Here is an 11787-nt window from a genome sequence, read left to right on the forward strand (position 1 = left end):
GGCGGTCCATGTCGGTCACGCCCCTGCGCGCGGGTCAGTCATCGGCGCGGATCTGGCGGGCCTCGTCGATCAGCATGATCGGGATGCCCGAACGGATCGGAAAGGCCAGCCCCGCCGTGCGGGACACCAGCTCCTGCGCCTGGGCGTCATAGCTGAGCGTGGCATGGGTCACCGGGCAGACCAGCGCCTCCAGCATGTGGCGGTCGAAAAGGGGGGCATCGGTCATTGCAGGCGTTCCTCGTTCTCTCCGCCGTGCAGGGCGAATTCGATCAGGCCGACCAGCAGCTCGCGACGGTCGGCCAAGGTGGGCGATTCCAGCAGCGCCTGCTTGTCGCCGGGGGTGAAGGGCAGCATCATCGACAGCGAATTGATCAACAACTCGTCCTCCGCCTCGGCGGCGGCGTCCCAGTCCGTCGACAGCTCCTGCGTCTGCATGTAGCGGTCCAGCAGCGAAAACAGTGCCTTGCGGTCCAGCGTCGGATCCTGCTCTGGGCCGGACAGGTCGCGCCCGAACGAGGACCAGTCGACGCGGCCCTGCAGGTAGGGGGCAAAGCCCTCCTCGACCTCCTGCAGGCGGAACCGCGAGATCGCGCCAAGCGAGATCATCATCCGCCCATCGCCGGTTTCCGAGAACGCCACGACCCGGCCCGCGCAGCCGATGGCGGACAGGCCGTCGCCCTCGGGCTGGATCATTCCGATCAGGCGGTGATCGGTCTTCAGCGTGTCTTCCAGCAGCTGCAGATAACGCGGCTCGAACAGGTGCAGCGGCATGCGGGCCCGCGGCATCAGCACGGCCCCGGGCAGCGGGAACAGCGGGATGCGGTCGGGCAGGTCGAAACGCAGCGCCATCGGTCAGGCGAAGATCAGCGAGGACAGGCGGCGGCGGCCCTTCTGCCCGATGGGGTCGGTGGGCTTGAGGCTGTCGAAGATCGTGATCAGCTGCGCCTTGGCAGCGCCGTCGTTCCAGTCGCGGTCGCGGCGGAAGCTGTCCAGAAGGATGTCGATGGCGGCCTCCAGCTGACCGTCGGCATGCAGTGCCTGCGCGTATTCCAGCCGTGCCTGCTGATCGGCCGGATCGGCCTCGACACGGGCGGCCAGATCGTCCAGCGGACCGGCGCTGGCGGCCTGCTGGGCCAGGGCCAGCTTGGCGCGTGCGGCCTCGACCGGGCCGGCATGGGCCAGGGGGCTTGGCACCTGCGTCAGGGTCGAGGCGGCGGCGGCATGGTCGCCCGCGGCGAGATGGGCGCGGATCAGCCCGCCCCAGGCCTCGGGGCTGTCGGGCAGCTCTCCGATGATGGCGGTGAAGGTCTCGATGGCGTCGGCGGCCTCGTTGTCCTCGATCATCTGCTCGGCCGCGGCAAGGGCGTCGGCCAGGCCGCCGTCATCGCCCGACATCGCGGCCAGCTTGTCGACGAACTGCTTGACCTGGCTGGCGGGCACCGCGCCCTGGAAGGCATCGACCGGCTGGCCCTGGAAGAAGGCATAGACGGTCGGGATCGACTGCACGCGCAGTTGGCCCGCGATCGTCTGATTCTCGTCCACGTTGATCTTGGCCATGCGCACGCGGCCTTTGTGTCGCGCGACCTCGGCCTCCAGCGCGGGGCCCAGCGTCTTGCAGGGGCCGCACCAGGGCGCCCAGAAATCGACGATGACGGGCACCTGCATCGACGCCTCAACGACCTCGGCCATGAAGGTGGCCTCGGTCACGTCCTTGATGAAGTCGTCGGTCTTGGGCGCTTGGGCCCCCTCGAAAAGCATGGTCATCCTGGCCCCGCATGGTTCGGTTGGCGTGTTCCCCGCAATATGGGGCGCTTGGCGGCTGAACGAAAGGGCCGGTTTGCGCGTTGCGATCACGCAGGCCTCACGGCCGTGTGAAGGCATGAGTGACATGACCATCACAGAGACCCCCCCGACCCGGCCGGGCCTGCCGCCTTTGTGGCTGGCCCTGCTGCCAATCGTGCTGACGCTGGGCCTGCTGGCGCTGCAGCTGTTCTATTACGGTGATTTCACCCCGCACATCCCGCTGATCCTGGGGCTGGCCATCACCGGCCTTCTGGGCGTCCTGCGCGGGCAGGGGTGGATGGACATCCGCGAAGGGGTGTTCCACGTCATCCACGTGTCCATGCCGTCGCTGTCGGTGCTGATCGTGGTGGGCATGATCATCGGGGTCTGGATCGCGTCGGGGACGGTGCCGACGCTGATCTATTATGGGCTGACGCTGCTGAACCCGCAGATCTTCCTGGTCGCGGCGATGGTGCTGTGTGCGGTCGTGTCGCTGTCCCTGGGCACCAGCTGGGGAACCGTGGGCACCGTGGGCGTCGCGCTGATGGGCATCGGCGCGGGTTTCGGCATTCCGGCCTACTGGACGGCGGGGGCGGTCGTGTCGGGGGCGTTTTTCGGCGACAAGATCTCTCCGCTGTCGGACACGACGAACTTGGCGCCGGCGGTGACGGGGGTGAACATCTTCGATCACATCCGCAACATGCTGCCCACGACCGTGCCCGCGATGCTGATCGCGCTGGTCATCTATTTCGTCGCGGGGACCTGGCTGATCTCTCCCGCCGAGACCAGCATGGCGCGCATCGACGCGATCACCGACACGCTGGCCGCGCAGTTCACGCTGGGCTGGGTGCCGATGATCCCGGCGCTGGTGGTGATCGTGCTGGCCGTCACGCGCCGCCCGCCGCTGCCGTCGCTGTTCGCGGGGGTGCTGCTGGGCGGGATCATCGCGATCTTCCTGCAGGGCGCGGGTCTGCACGACGTCTTCACCTATGCCCAGTCCGGTTACGCGATCGAGACGGGCGTGGCCGACATCGACAGCCTGCTGAACGCGGGCGGCATCCAGTCGATGATGTGGACCATCTCGCTGATGCTGATCGCGCTGGGATTCGGCGGCGCGCTGGAGCGGACCGGCTGCCTGGAGGCGATCATCAACGCCATCATCAGCCGCGTCAAAAGCTTTACCGCCGTGCAAAGCAGCGCCATTGCGACCGCCTTTGCCACCAACGTGGTGGCGGGCGATCCCTATATCTCGATCGCGCTGCCGGGGCGGATGTATGCGCCGCTGTACCGCGGCATGGGCTATTCCACGCTGAACCTGTCCCGCGCGGTCGAGGAGGGGGGCACCCTGATGTCCCCGCTGATCCCGTGGAACGCGGGCGGGGCCTTCGTCATCACCGCCCTGTCGCTGGGCGTGATGGACGGCAACCTGACGAACCTGCTGTACATCCCGCTGGCCTTCGCCTGCTGGACGGCGCCGCTGATCGGCATCCTCTATGCCGTCACCGGCTGGTTCTCGCCGCAGGCAAGTGACGCCGAACGCCGCGAGTGGGACCGCCAGGACGAGGACGTGCTGGACCTGGGCGATCACGCCCTGGGCGAGAACGCCTAGAGGTCGAAGCTGGCCATGACCGGGACGTGGTCGCTGGGCCCCTCCCAGCCCCGCAGGGGGCGCAGGATGCGGCTGCCATGGGCTGCGCCTGCAATGTCGGCGGTGGCCCAGATATGGTCCAGCCGCCGGCCCTTGTCGGCGGCGTCCCAGTCCTTGGCGCGATAGCTCCACCAGCTGTAGAGCAGCCCCTGCGGGATGTCCTGCCGGGTGACGTCCACCCAACCGCCCGCATCCTGCGCGGCCAGCAGGTGCTCGACCTCCACCGGGGTATGGCTGACGATCTTCAGCAGCTGCTTGTGCGACCAGACGTCGTCCTCGCGCGGGGCGATGTTCAGGTCGCCCACCAGGATCGACCGGGTCGGGCGCTCGGCGTGGAACACGTCGCGCATCTCGGTCAGGAAATCCAGCTTCTGCCCGAATTTCAGGTTCTGGTCACGGTCGGGGATGTCGCCGCCCGCGGGGACGTACATGTTGTGGATCACCACGCCGTTCTCCAGCCGGGCGGCCACGTGCCGGGCATGGCCCAGTTGCGCATAGTCGCGGTCGCCCGCATCCTCCAGCGGCAGGCGCGACAGGATCGCCACGCCGTTGTAACCCTTCTGCCCGCGCGCCACGATATGCGTGTATCCCAGGTCCGCGAACCGGGTCAGCGGGATCTTGTCCACCGGCGACTTGCATTCCTGCAGGCAGAGGATGTCGGGCGCCTCTTCCTGCAGCAGGCGGGCGACCAGACCCTCGCGCAGGCGGACCGAATTGATGTTCCAGGTGGCGATGGTGAACATGGGCAGGCTCCTTTGGGCGCGGACCCTAGCCGCGCGGGTCCGCCCTGTCGAGGCGCGGGCTTGCCATATGATCCCCGCGCGCTATGCAAGGGGCGCGGGGATTGGGGGGAACGGCCATGAAGATCACCATCGACGAGGCGCTGACGCGCGGCGGCACGGGCCGGTTCCAATGGCGCCTGCTGGGCATCTTCGGCCTGGTCTGGGCGGCGGACGCGATGCAGGTGATCGCGGTGGGTTTCGCCGCACCCTCGGTCGCCGCGACCTTTGGCCTGGAGCGGGTGGCAGCGCTGCAGATCGGGACGGTGTTCTTCCTGGGCATGTTCGTCGGCGCCTTTGCCTTCGGCCGACTGGCCGACCGGATCGGGCGCAAATGGGTGCTGATCGGCACCGTCGCGATGGACGCGGTGTTCGGGCTGGCATCGGTGATGGCCGGCGATTTCACCTGGCTGCTGATACTGCGGTTCCTGACCGGGGTCGCGGTGGGCGGCACATTGCCCGTCGACTATGCGATGATGGCCGAATTCCTGCCGCCCAGGAACCGCGGCCGCTGGCTGGTCTGGCTGGAGGGGTTCTGGGCGGTGGGCACCATCGTCGTGGCTCTGACGGCCTGGGCCGCCGCCAGCATGGGGGCCGTCGCGCCGTGGCGCTGGATCTTCCTTGTCGCGGCGATGCCGGCGCTGATCGGGTTCTTCCTGCGGTTCTGGATTCCGGAATCGCCGATGTACCTGGTCCGCAAGGGCCGCCAGGCCGAGGCGCGCGCCGTCGTCGACCGCGTGCTGGCCGTGAACGGCGCGATGCCGCTGCCCGCGAACGCGCATCTGCGTCCAGCGCCGGTGCCGTCGGGGGGGGCCGCGTCGATCATGGCGGCCCCGCTGCGGCGCGCGACCATCGGCGTGCTGGCGGTGTGGTTCCTGGTGTCGCTGTCCTATTACGGCGTCTTTGTCTGGGTGCCGGGACAGCTGGCGACCGAAGGCTTCGGCTTCGTGCGCGGATACGGCTTCCTGGTGATCCTGGCACTGGCGCAGGTGCCCGGATACGCGCTGGCGGCCTGGGGGGTCGAGGCGGTGGGCCGTCGCCCCACGCTGACGGCCTTCCTGGTCCTGTCGGCCCTGGGCTGCGGCCTGTTCGCCCTGGCCAGCAGCCCCGCCCTGGTCGCCACCGCCCTGATCGTGATGAGCTTTGCGCTGCTGGGCACCTGGGGCGCGCTCTATGCTTTCACGCCGGAACTCTATCCCACGCATCTGCGCGGCACGGGCATGGGCACGGCCAGCGCGGTCGCCCGCCTGGGCGGCATCCTGGCGCCCAGCCTGCTGGCCGTCGTCTTTGCGCGCGGCTTTGGCCTGGCCATCGGCAGTTTCGCCGTGCTGCTGCTGCTGGCGGCGGCGGCCCTGCTGCTGATCCGCATCGAGACCCGCGACCGCGCCATCGGGTGACGGGGAACAAGGCGGCCCCCCGCCCGTTGCCCCGTCACATCACCGAAAGGAGTTCACATGGGCCAGCTGGTCGACGGCGTCTGGAAGGACGAATGGTATGACACCGACAGCACCGGGGGAGAGTTCAAGCGCGACACGGCCAAGTTCCGCAACTGGGTGACCTCGGACGGGCAGGCGGGGCCGACGGGCGAGGGCGGGTTCGCGGCCGAATCGGGACGCTATCACCTCTATGTCAGCCATGCCTGTCCCTGGGCGCATCGCACGATGATCTTCCGCGCGCTGAAGGGTCTGGAGGATCACATCGACATCTCGGTCGTCCACCCCGAGATGCTGAGCGAGGGATGGGAATTCCGCACCGATTTCGACGGCGCCACGGGCGACCGGCAGTTCGGCCTGGACTATCTGCGCCAGGTCTATCTGAAGGACACGCCCGACATGTCGGGACGCGTCACCGTCCCCGTCCTGTGGGACCGCCAGACCGGCCGGATCGTGTCGAACGAAAGCGCCGACATCATCCGCATGTTCAACAGAGCCTTTGACGGCGTGGCCGGCAACACGGACGATTACTGGCCCCAACCCCTGCGCGCGCGCATCAAGGCGATCAACGACCGCGTCTATGACACCGTCAACAACGGCGTCTACAAGGCGGGTTTCGCCACCACCCAGGAGGCCTATGACAAGGCGGTCCATCCGCTGTTCGACAGCCTGGACGGGATCGAGGGACTGCTTGCCGAACATCGCTATCTGACAGGCGACCGCATCACCGAGGCCGACTGGCGGCTGTTCACCACCATCGTCCGGTTCGATGCCGTCTATCACACGCATTTCAAGTGCAACCGCCGCCGCATCGTCGACTATCTGAACCTGTGGGGCTGGGCACGCGAGCTATACCAGTGGCCGGGCGTCGCCCATACGATCCATCCGGATCATTTCATGCGGCACTACTACTACAGCCACGACATGATCAATCCGCACCGCATCGTGCCCATCGGTCCGGACGCGGACTGGACCGCGCCGCACGGGCGCTGACCGGACGGCCGTCCGAAAAAGAAGCCCCGGCGCAGGGAACGCCGGGGCAGAACAGAGAGGGAGGGGTGTGGCCGCATCCGCCGACCACTGGGCTTCGGGGACAGAACGTCACATCAGGGCCTGGGTTCCCGGCAAAGTTGTCTGCGCAGAAACCCGCCGATGCCTCAGGCAACCAGGCGATAGCCGCCCGATTCCGTGACCAGAAGGCGCGCGTTCGACGGATCCGGCTCGATCTTCTGGCGCAGGCGATAGATGTGCGTCTCCAGCGTGTGCGTGGTCACGCCCGCGTTGTATCCCCAGACCTCGTGCAGCAGCACGTCGCGGGCCACCACCCCGTCCTGCGCGCGGTACAGGAACTTGAGGATGTTGGTCTCCTTCTCGGTCAGGCGGATCTTGCGGTCCTTGGCGTCGATCAGCATCTTCATCGACGGCTTGAACGTGTACGGCCCAAGCTGGAAGATCGCGTCCTCGGACTGTTCATGCGTGCGCAGCTGGGCGCGCAGGCGGGCCAGCAGGACCGGGAACTTGAAGGGCTTGGTGACATAGTCGTTGGCGCCCGCATCCAGGCCCAGGATCGTGTCGGCATCGGTGTCATGCCCGGTCAGCATCACGATGGGGCATTTGACGTTCAGCTTGCGCAGCTTCTTGCACAGCTCGCGCCCGTCGGTGTCGGGCAGGCCGACATCCAGGACCACCAGGTCAAAGATCGCGTTCTTGGTGGCTTCGACCGCCTCGGCGCCGCTGCCGGCCTCGGTCACGTCGAAATCGTCGGTCGCGACCAGCTGTTCGGCCAAGGCCTCGCGCAGGTCTTCCTCGTCATCGACAAGCAGGATCTTCTTCAGTCCGGCCATGGTTGCCTCCTTTGCGTCATTGCGCAATGAGTTGGGCGTCGCGGCCCGGACCGTCCAGCACCATGTGCGAATCCTCACATGGAGTTGTCGGATCGGTGCGTTATGTTTCAGACTGTTTCAAGAATGCGTGGCCCCATGAGCCTGATCCCGACCCTGCCCGAGACCATCGCCCGCGCCCGCGCCGACCTGCGCATGGGCCTGCCGGTGGCCTTGGGCGACCATCTGGCGGCCGCGGTCGAGACGCTGTCGCCCGCGCGTCTGGCCGATCTGCGCGCGCTTGGCCCCGCCGTCCTGGCCCTGACCGGACGACGGGCCGAAACGCTCAAGGCGCGCGCCTATGACGGCGATCTGGCGCGGGTTGCGCTGCCCGTGGGGGCCGATCTGGCGTGGCTGCGGGCGTTGGCCGATCCCGCAGGTGACCTGATGACCCCGATGAAGGGGCCACTGACCACCCTGCGCGACGGCGATGCGGGACCCCATCGCGCGGCGCTGGCACTGGCGAAATCGGCGCAGCTGCTGCCTGCCATGCTGATGGTCGCGGCCCCCGCGCCGCCGGGCCTGACGCGCCTGCCTCCAGGTCCGGTTCTTGCGCAGCTTGCAGCCGAGGCCGCGATGGCCCCGGTCGCGGCGGCGCGCCTGCCACTGTTGTCGGCGGAGCGGTCGCGGCTGCACATCTTCCGCCCCGATGACGGTGGAGAGGAGCATTACGCGATCGAGATCGGCGACCCGCCCCGCGACGCGCCCGTCCTGGCGCGACTTCATTCGGCCTGCTTCACGGGCGACGTGCTGGGCAGCCTGAAATGCGATTGCGGGCCGCAGCTGAACGCCGCGCTGGCCGCGATGGGGCAGGCGGGGGCGGGGGTGCTGCTGTACCTGAACCAGGAGGGGCGGGGCATCGGGCTGGCCAACAAGATGCGCGCCTATGACCTGCAGAACCAGGGCTTTGACACGGTCGAGGCGAACCACCGCCTGGGATTCGAGGATGACGAGCGCGACTTCCGCATCGGCGCGGCGCTGCTGCGACGGTTGGGTTTCGGCGCCGTGCACCTGATGACCAACAACCCGCGCAAGGTGGCGATGATGCAGGCCCACGGCATCGCGGTCCCCGAACGGGTGCCGCTGGTCGTGCCGCGCAACCGTCACAACACCGGCTATCTGGATGTGAAGGCCGAGAAGTCGGGGCATCTGCTGTGACCGGCATGGTGCTGACCCCGCAGGGGCTGCGTTTTCTGGGCCGCGTCATTCCCTGCAGCATCGGCCGCGCCGGGATCACCCCCGCCAAGCGCGAGGGCGATCACGCCACCCCTTCGGGCCGCCATCGCATCACCGGGCTGTGGTACCGCCCGGACCGCCTGGCCCGCCCCGCGCCTTGGGCGCGGGTGATCGGGCCGGGCGATCTATGGTGTGACGATCCGGGCCATGCGGCCTATAACCAGCACGCCCGCGCGCCGCTTGCGGCCAGCCACGAACGGCTGCGCCGCGCCGACCCGCTGTACGATGTGATCCTGACGACGGACTGGAACGCGGATGCGGTTCCGGGGCGGGGATCCGCGATCTTCTTGCACCAGTGGCGCCGCCCTGGTTTCGGGACCGAAGGCTGCATCGCCTTTGCCCGCCGCGACCTGATGTGGATCGCGCGTCACGCGCCCCCGGGCACGCCGCTTTACGTGCCCTGAGCGTTCCGCGCCCCGAAGATCGCCGACCCCACGCGGACATGGGTCGCGCCATGGGCGATGGCAGTCTCGAAATCGGCGCTCATGCCCATCGACAGGCCGGGCAGGCCGTGGTCGCGCGCCAGGTCGCGCAGCAGGGTGAAATGCGGTGCCGGATCCTCGCCGTCGGGTGGGATGCACATCAGGCCCTCAGGCGACAGCGACAGCTCGGCGCACAACGCCAGGAAACCGGGCAGCTCATCCGCCAGGATGCCGGCCTTTTGCGGCTCGTCCCCGGTGTTGACCTGCACGAACAGCTGCGGGCGACGGCCCTGTTCGGCCATCTGCGCGGCCAGCTTGCGGGCCAGCGTCACGCGGTCCAGCGTGTGGATCGCGTCGAACAGCTGCACGGCGGCCCGCGCCTTGTTCGATTGCAGCGGCCCGATCATGTGGACCGACACACCCGGATGCGCCGCGGTCCAGGCAGGCCACTTGGCCTGCGCCTCCTGGACGTAGTTCTCTCCGAAGACGGTGTGGCCCGCGGCCAGAACGCCCTCGACCCGTTCGGGAGGCTGCAGTTTGCTGACCGCGATCAGCGTGACGCTGCCCGGGGCGCGCCCTGCGGCGGATTCGGCCGCGCGGATGCGGCGGGTGATGTCGTCCAGTCCCATGATCCCACCTGACAAAAAGAAAAGAGCGGGCGCAAGGCCCGCTCTTTCCATGTGACGTCTGACCGCGAAGGATCAGAAGTTGAACTGCACGCCCATGTCGGCGGTGATGTTCTCGTCGTAGCCGCGCTGAACCGAACCGGCCAGCATCGCGCCGCCCAGGTCGTACGCACCGCCGATACCGAACGCGTTGTCGCTTTCGTTGGTGTCGGCGCTGTTGTTGGCGACATAGCCGTTGATGGTGGTCAGCGGAGCAACCTCGTAGCTGCCGTACAGCGTGATGGTCTTGCCCAGGTCCGAGTCGTCGCCCAGCACTTCACCGTTGTCGAAGTACAGCAGGCCGATGTCGGTCTTGTCGTTGAACGCGTATTCCGCGCCGACGAAGTACTGGTCGTTGTCGTCGATGCCTGCGCCGTTCTTCACGTAGGCTGCCGACAGCGTCACCGAGTCATTCCAGACGTAGTCGGCCGAGACGCTGTATTCCTTCTCGGACGTGTCGGTCGGCAGGTCGTACACCTGGTCGGGGTCGATGACCGACGCGCGCAGGTTCACACCGGCGACGGCGTACTTGACCATGACGCCCATGTAGTCGCTGCGGCGATCGATCGCACCGTCGACCACGTTGCTGAGCGTGGGGTAGCCGTCGGTGTTGTAGGCGAAGAAGTCGCCGCGCGAGTTGCCGAACGAGCGCGAGTAGACGCCGATTTCCGAGTTGTACAGCAGGGCGGCCGAGTCGTAGGCGGTGTTCGAGTTACCGATTTCGACGGTCAGGCCGCTGGCGGTCACGTAGACATAGCCGGGTGCGACGGTGGTTTCGTCATCGCCCTGGTCCCACTGGATGCGGATCCGGCCACCGAAGTCGACGCCCTGGTCGGTCGAGGTCGTTGCATCGATGTTCATGCGCAGGCGCGACTGGACGATCGCGTCGCTGGCACCCAGATCGGCGATGCCGTCGTCGTCGGTGTCGATCGGACCGCGCACGCCGCCTTCTTGGTACAGCACGCCGGTACGGCCATAACCCGAGATGGTGACGTCTGCAGCGGCGATACCCGCGGTCAGGACCAGCGCGGTCGAGGCGATAAGTGCCTTCTTCATGGTGTGTTCCCTCTTGTCTCTCTGTTGCCCAAGCCAGCTGTCCCGCCCTGGGTATGCAATTTGTTTCACTCTTTCGCGATTGTGATGCAACGGAATCACGCGTCTGCTGTTTTCTTTGCCCATTTCCGTGATGCACTTGGGCCACACCTGCCCCGACCGCCCTGTCCGGACAGGCCCCGCGTCGGCCGTGCGGACGGGGTCCGCGCCTCAAGTCGCTTGTTTCGCGGCGCCGATCCGGGCTAATGCTGACCCCAAGAGATTGTACCACTGAACTGACCTCCGGGGGACTGGGATGACCTATGCACGCGCCACGCGCCTGATGATCGTCACGACGCTGTGCGCGGGCCTGGCGGCCTGCGGCAACGGCACGACGGAAAACGCGGGCCCCACCCCCGACCGCGACATGCGCCCGTCCGAGCGGGGCACCCTGATCCAGGACCTGTTCATCCGGTCGGGCAACCCGGACCAGATGGTCGGGGTGAACAAGTACCTGTGGAACGCCAGCCTGGACGTGCTGAACTTTCTCCCGGTGCAGACGGTCGACCCGTTCACCGGCGTGATCCAGACCGGCTACGGCACGCCTCCGGGCGGGGGACGGTCCTATCGTGCGACGATCCAGATCAGCGACCCGGCCCTGGATGCGCGCAGCCTGCGCCTGGCGCTGCAGGGGCCGGGCGGTGCCGCGGTCGAGGCAGGCACCGTCCGCGCGGTCGAGGATGCCATCCTGACCCGCGCCCGCCAGCTGCGCATCCAGGACGGCCGCCTGTAAGGGCGCGTCCGCGCATCGGTGACCCCAATCGTGGGGCATCCGGCGGTGTTTCGCGATGCCCGCGGGCGGTTGCATTCGACGGGCTCCGGTCGGCCGCATCTGGACCCGCACAGGCGG

General features: G+C 67.8%; 13 protein-coding genes. 6 read left to right on the forward strand and 7 right to left on the reverse strand.

The window, feature by feature from the left end:
• Positions 1 to 34 precede the first annotated feature (34 nt).
• From GBO37_RS11135 to trxA, 3 genes are read right to left on the reverse strand one after another with little or no spacing between them, the layout of a single operon-like run.
• Positions 35 to 226, reverse strand: a complete 192-nt coding sequence (locus tag GBO37_RS11135; RefSeq protein ID WP_045983714.1) for a Trm112 family protein — start codon at positions 224 to 226, stop codon at positions 35 to 37.
• Positions 223 to 849, reverse strand: coding sequence for an LON peptidase substrate-binding domain-containing protein (locus GBO37_RS11140; protein WP_045983713.1), 627 nt, complete (start codon positions 847 to 849; stop codon positions 223 to 225). Before GBO37_RS11140 ends, GBO37_RS11135 begins: the two co-directional genes overlap by 4 nt.
• 3 nt (positions 850 to 852) lie before the next feature.
• On the reverse strand, positions 853 to 1758 hold the full coding sequence (gene trxA / locus GBO37_RS11145) for a thioredoxin (protein ID WP_371927561.1): 906 nt from the start codon (positions 1756 to 1758) through the stop codon (positions 853 to 855).
• 130 nt (positions 1759 to 1888) lie between these two features.
• On the opposite strand from trxA, the gene nhaC reads away from it, so the two are divergent.
• Positions 1889 to 3391 carry a Na+/H+ antiporter NhaC gene (gene nhaC, locus GBO37_RS11150; protein WP_252929012.1) on the forward strand — a complete coding sequence of 501 codons (1503 nt, stop codon included), beginning with the start codon at positions 1889 to 1891 and terminating at the stop codon, positions 3389 to 3391.
• On the opposite strand, the gene GBO37_RS11155 is transcribed toward nhaC, so the two are convergent.
• Positions 3388 to 4173: an exodeoxyribonuclease III gene (locus GBO37_RS11155; RefSeq protein WP_252929013.1), complete on the reverse strand. Its 786-nt coding sequence runs from the start codon at positions 4171 to 4173 to the stop codon at positions 3388 to 3390. The two genes, nhaC and GBO37_RS11155, sit on opposite strands and share 4 nt — an antisense overlap.
• Before the next feature lie 116 nt (positions 4174 to 4289).
• Between GBO37_RS11155 and GBO37_RS11160 the strand changes: the two genes are divergently transcribed.
• Complete coding sequence (locus GBO37_RS11160) at positions 4290 to 5606, forward strand: MFS transporter (RefSeq protein ID WP_252929015.1); 1317 nt, start codon at positions 4290 to 4292, stop codon at positions 5604 to 5606.
• A 57-nt stretch (positions 5607 to 5663) separates the two neighbouring features.
• A complete protein-coding gene (locus GBO37_RS11165; RefSeq protein WP_252929016.1) occupies positions 5664 to 6635 on the forward strand; it encodes a glutathione S-transferase family protein in 972 nt (323 codons plus the stop codon).
• A gap of 164 nt (positions 6636 to 6799) precedes the next feature.
• Here the strand turns inward: GBO37_RS11165 and GBO37_RS11170 are convergent, their stop codons facing one another.
• Positions 6800 to 7486: a response regulator transcription factor gene (locus GBO37_RS11170; RefSeq protein WP_127897427.1), complete on the reverse strand. Its 687-nt coding sequence runs from the start codon at positions 7484 to 7486 to the stop codon at positions 6800 to 6802.
• A gap of 135 nt (positions 7487 to 7621) precedes the next feature.
• Here GBO37_RS11170 and ribA point away from each other — a divergent pair, with 135 nt between their 5' ends.
• Positions 7622 to 8680 (forward strand): GTP cyclohydrolase II, encoded by a 1059-nt coding sequence (ribA, locus tag GBO37_RS11175; protein WP_252929017.1) that lies wholly within the window; start codon positions 7622 to 7624, stop codon positions 8678 to 8680.
• Positions 8681 to 8685: 5 nt separating this feature from the next.
• On the forward strand, positions 8686 to 9162 hold the full coding sequence (locus GBO37_RS11180) for a L,D-transpeptidase (RefSeq protein WP_252929032.1): 477 nt from the start codon (positions 8686 to 8688) through the stop codon (positions 9160 to 9162).
• Here GBO37_RS11180 and GBO37_RS11185 read toward each other — a convergent pair.
• A complete protein-coding gene (locus GBO37_RS11185; protein ID WP_127897425.1) occupies positions 9150 to 9809 on the reverse strand; it encodes a YggS family pyridoxal phosphate-dependent enzyme in 660 nt (219 codons plus the stop codon). The two genes, GBO37_RS11180 and GBO37_RS11185, sit on opposite strands and share 13 nt — an antisense overlap.
• A gap of 72 nt (positions 9810 to 9881) precedes the next feature.
• Complete coding sequence (locus GBO37_RS11190) at positions 9882 to 10901, reverse strand: porin (protein ID WP_045983148.1); 1020 nt, start codon at positions 10899 to 10901, stop codon at positions 9882 to 9884.
• A gap of 292 nt (positions 10902 to 11193) precedes the next feature.
• Here GBO37_RS11190 and GBO37_RS11195 point away from each other — a divergent pair, with 292 nt between their 5' ends.
• Positions 11194 to 11670 carry a DUF3576 domain-containing protein gene (locus tag GBO37_RS11195; protein ID WP_045983147.1) on the forward strand — a complete coding sequence of 159 codons (477 nt, stop codon included), beginning with the start codon at positions 11194 to 11196 and terminating at the stop codon, positions 11668 to 11670.
• The last annotated feature ends 117 nt before the right edge of the window (positions 11671 to 11787 follow it).

The sequence above is a fragment of the Paracoccus sp. 08 genome (assembly GCF_024105395.1).
Classification (GTDB): domain Bacteria; phylum Pseudomonadota; class Alphaproteobacteria; order Rhodobacterales; family Rhodobacteraceae; genus Paracoccus; species Paracoccus marcusii.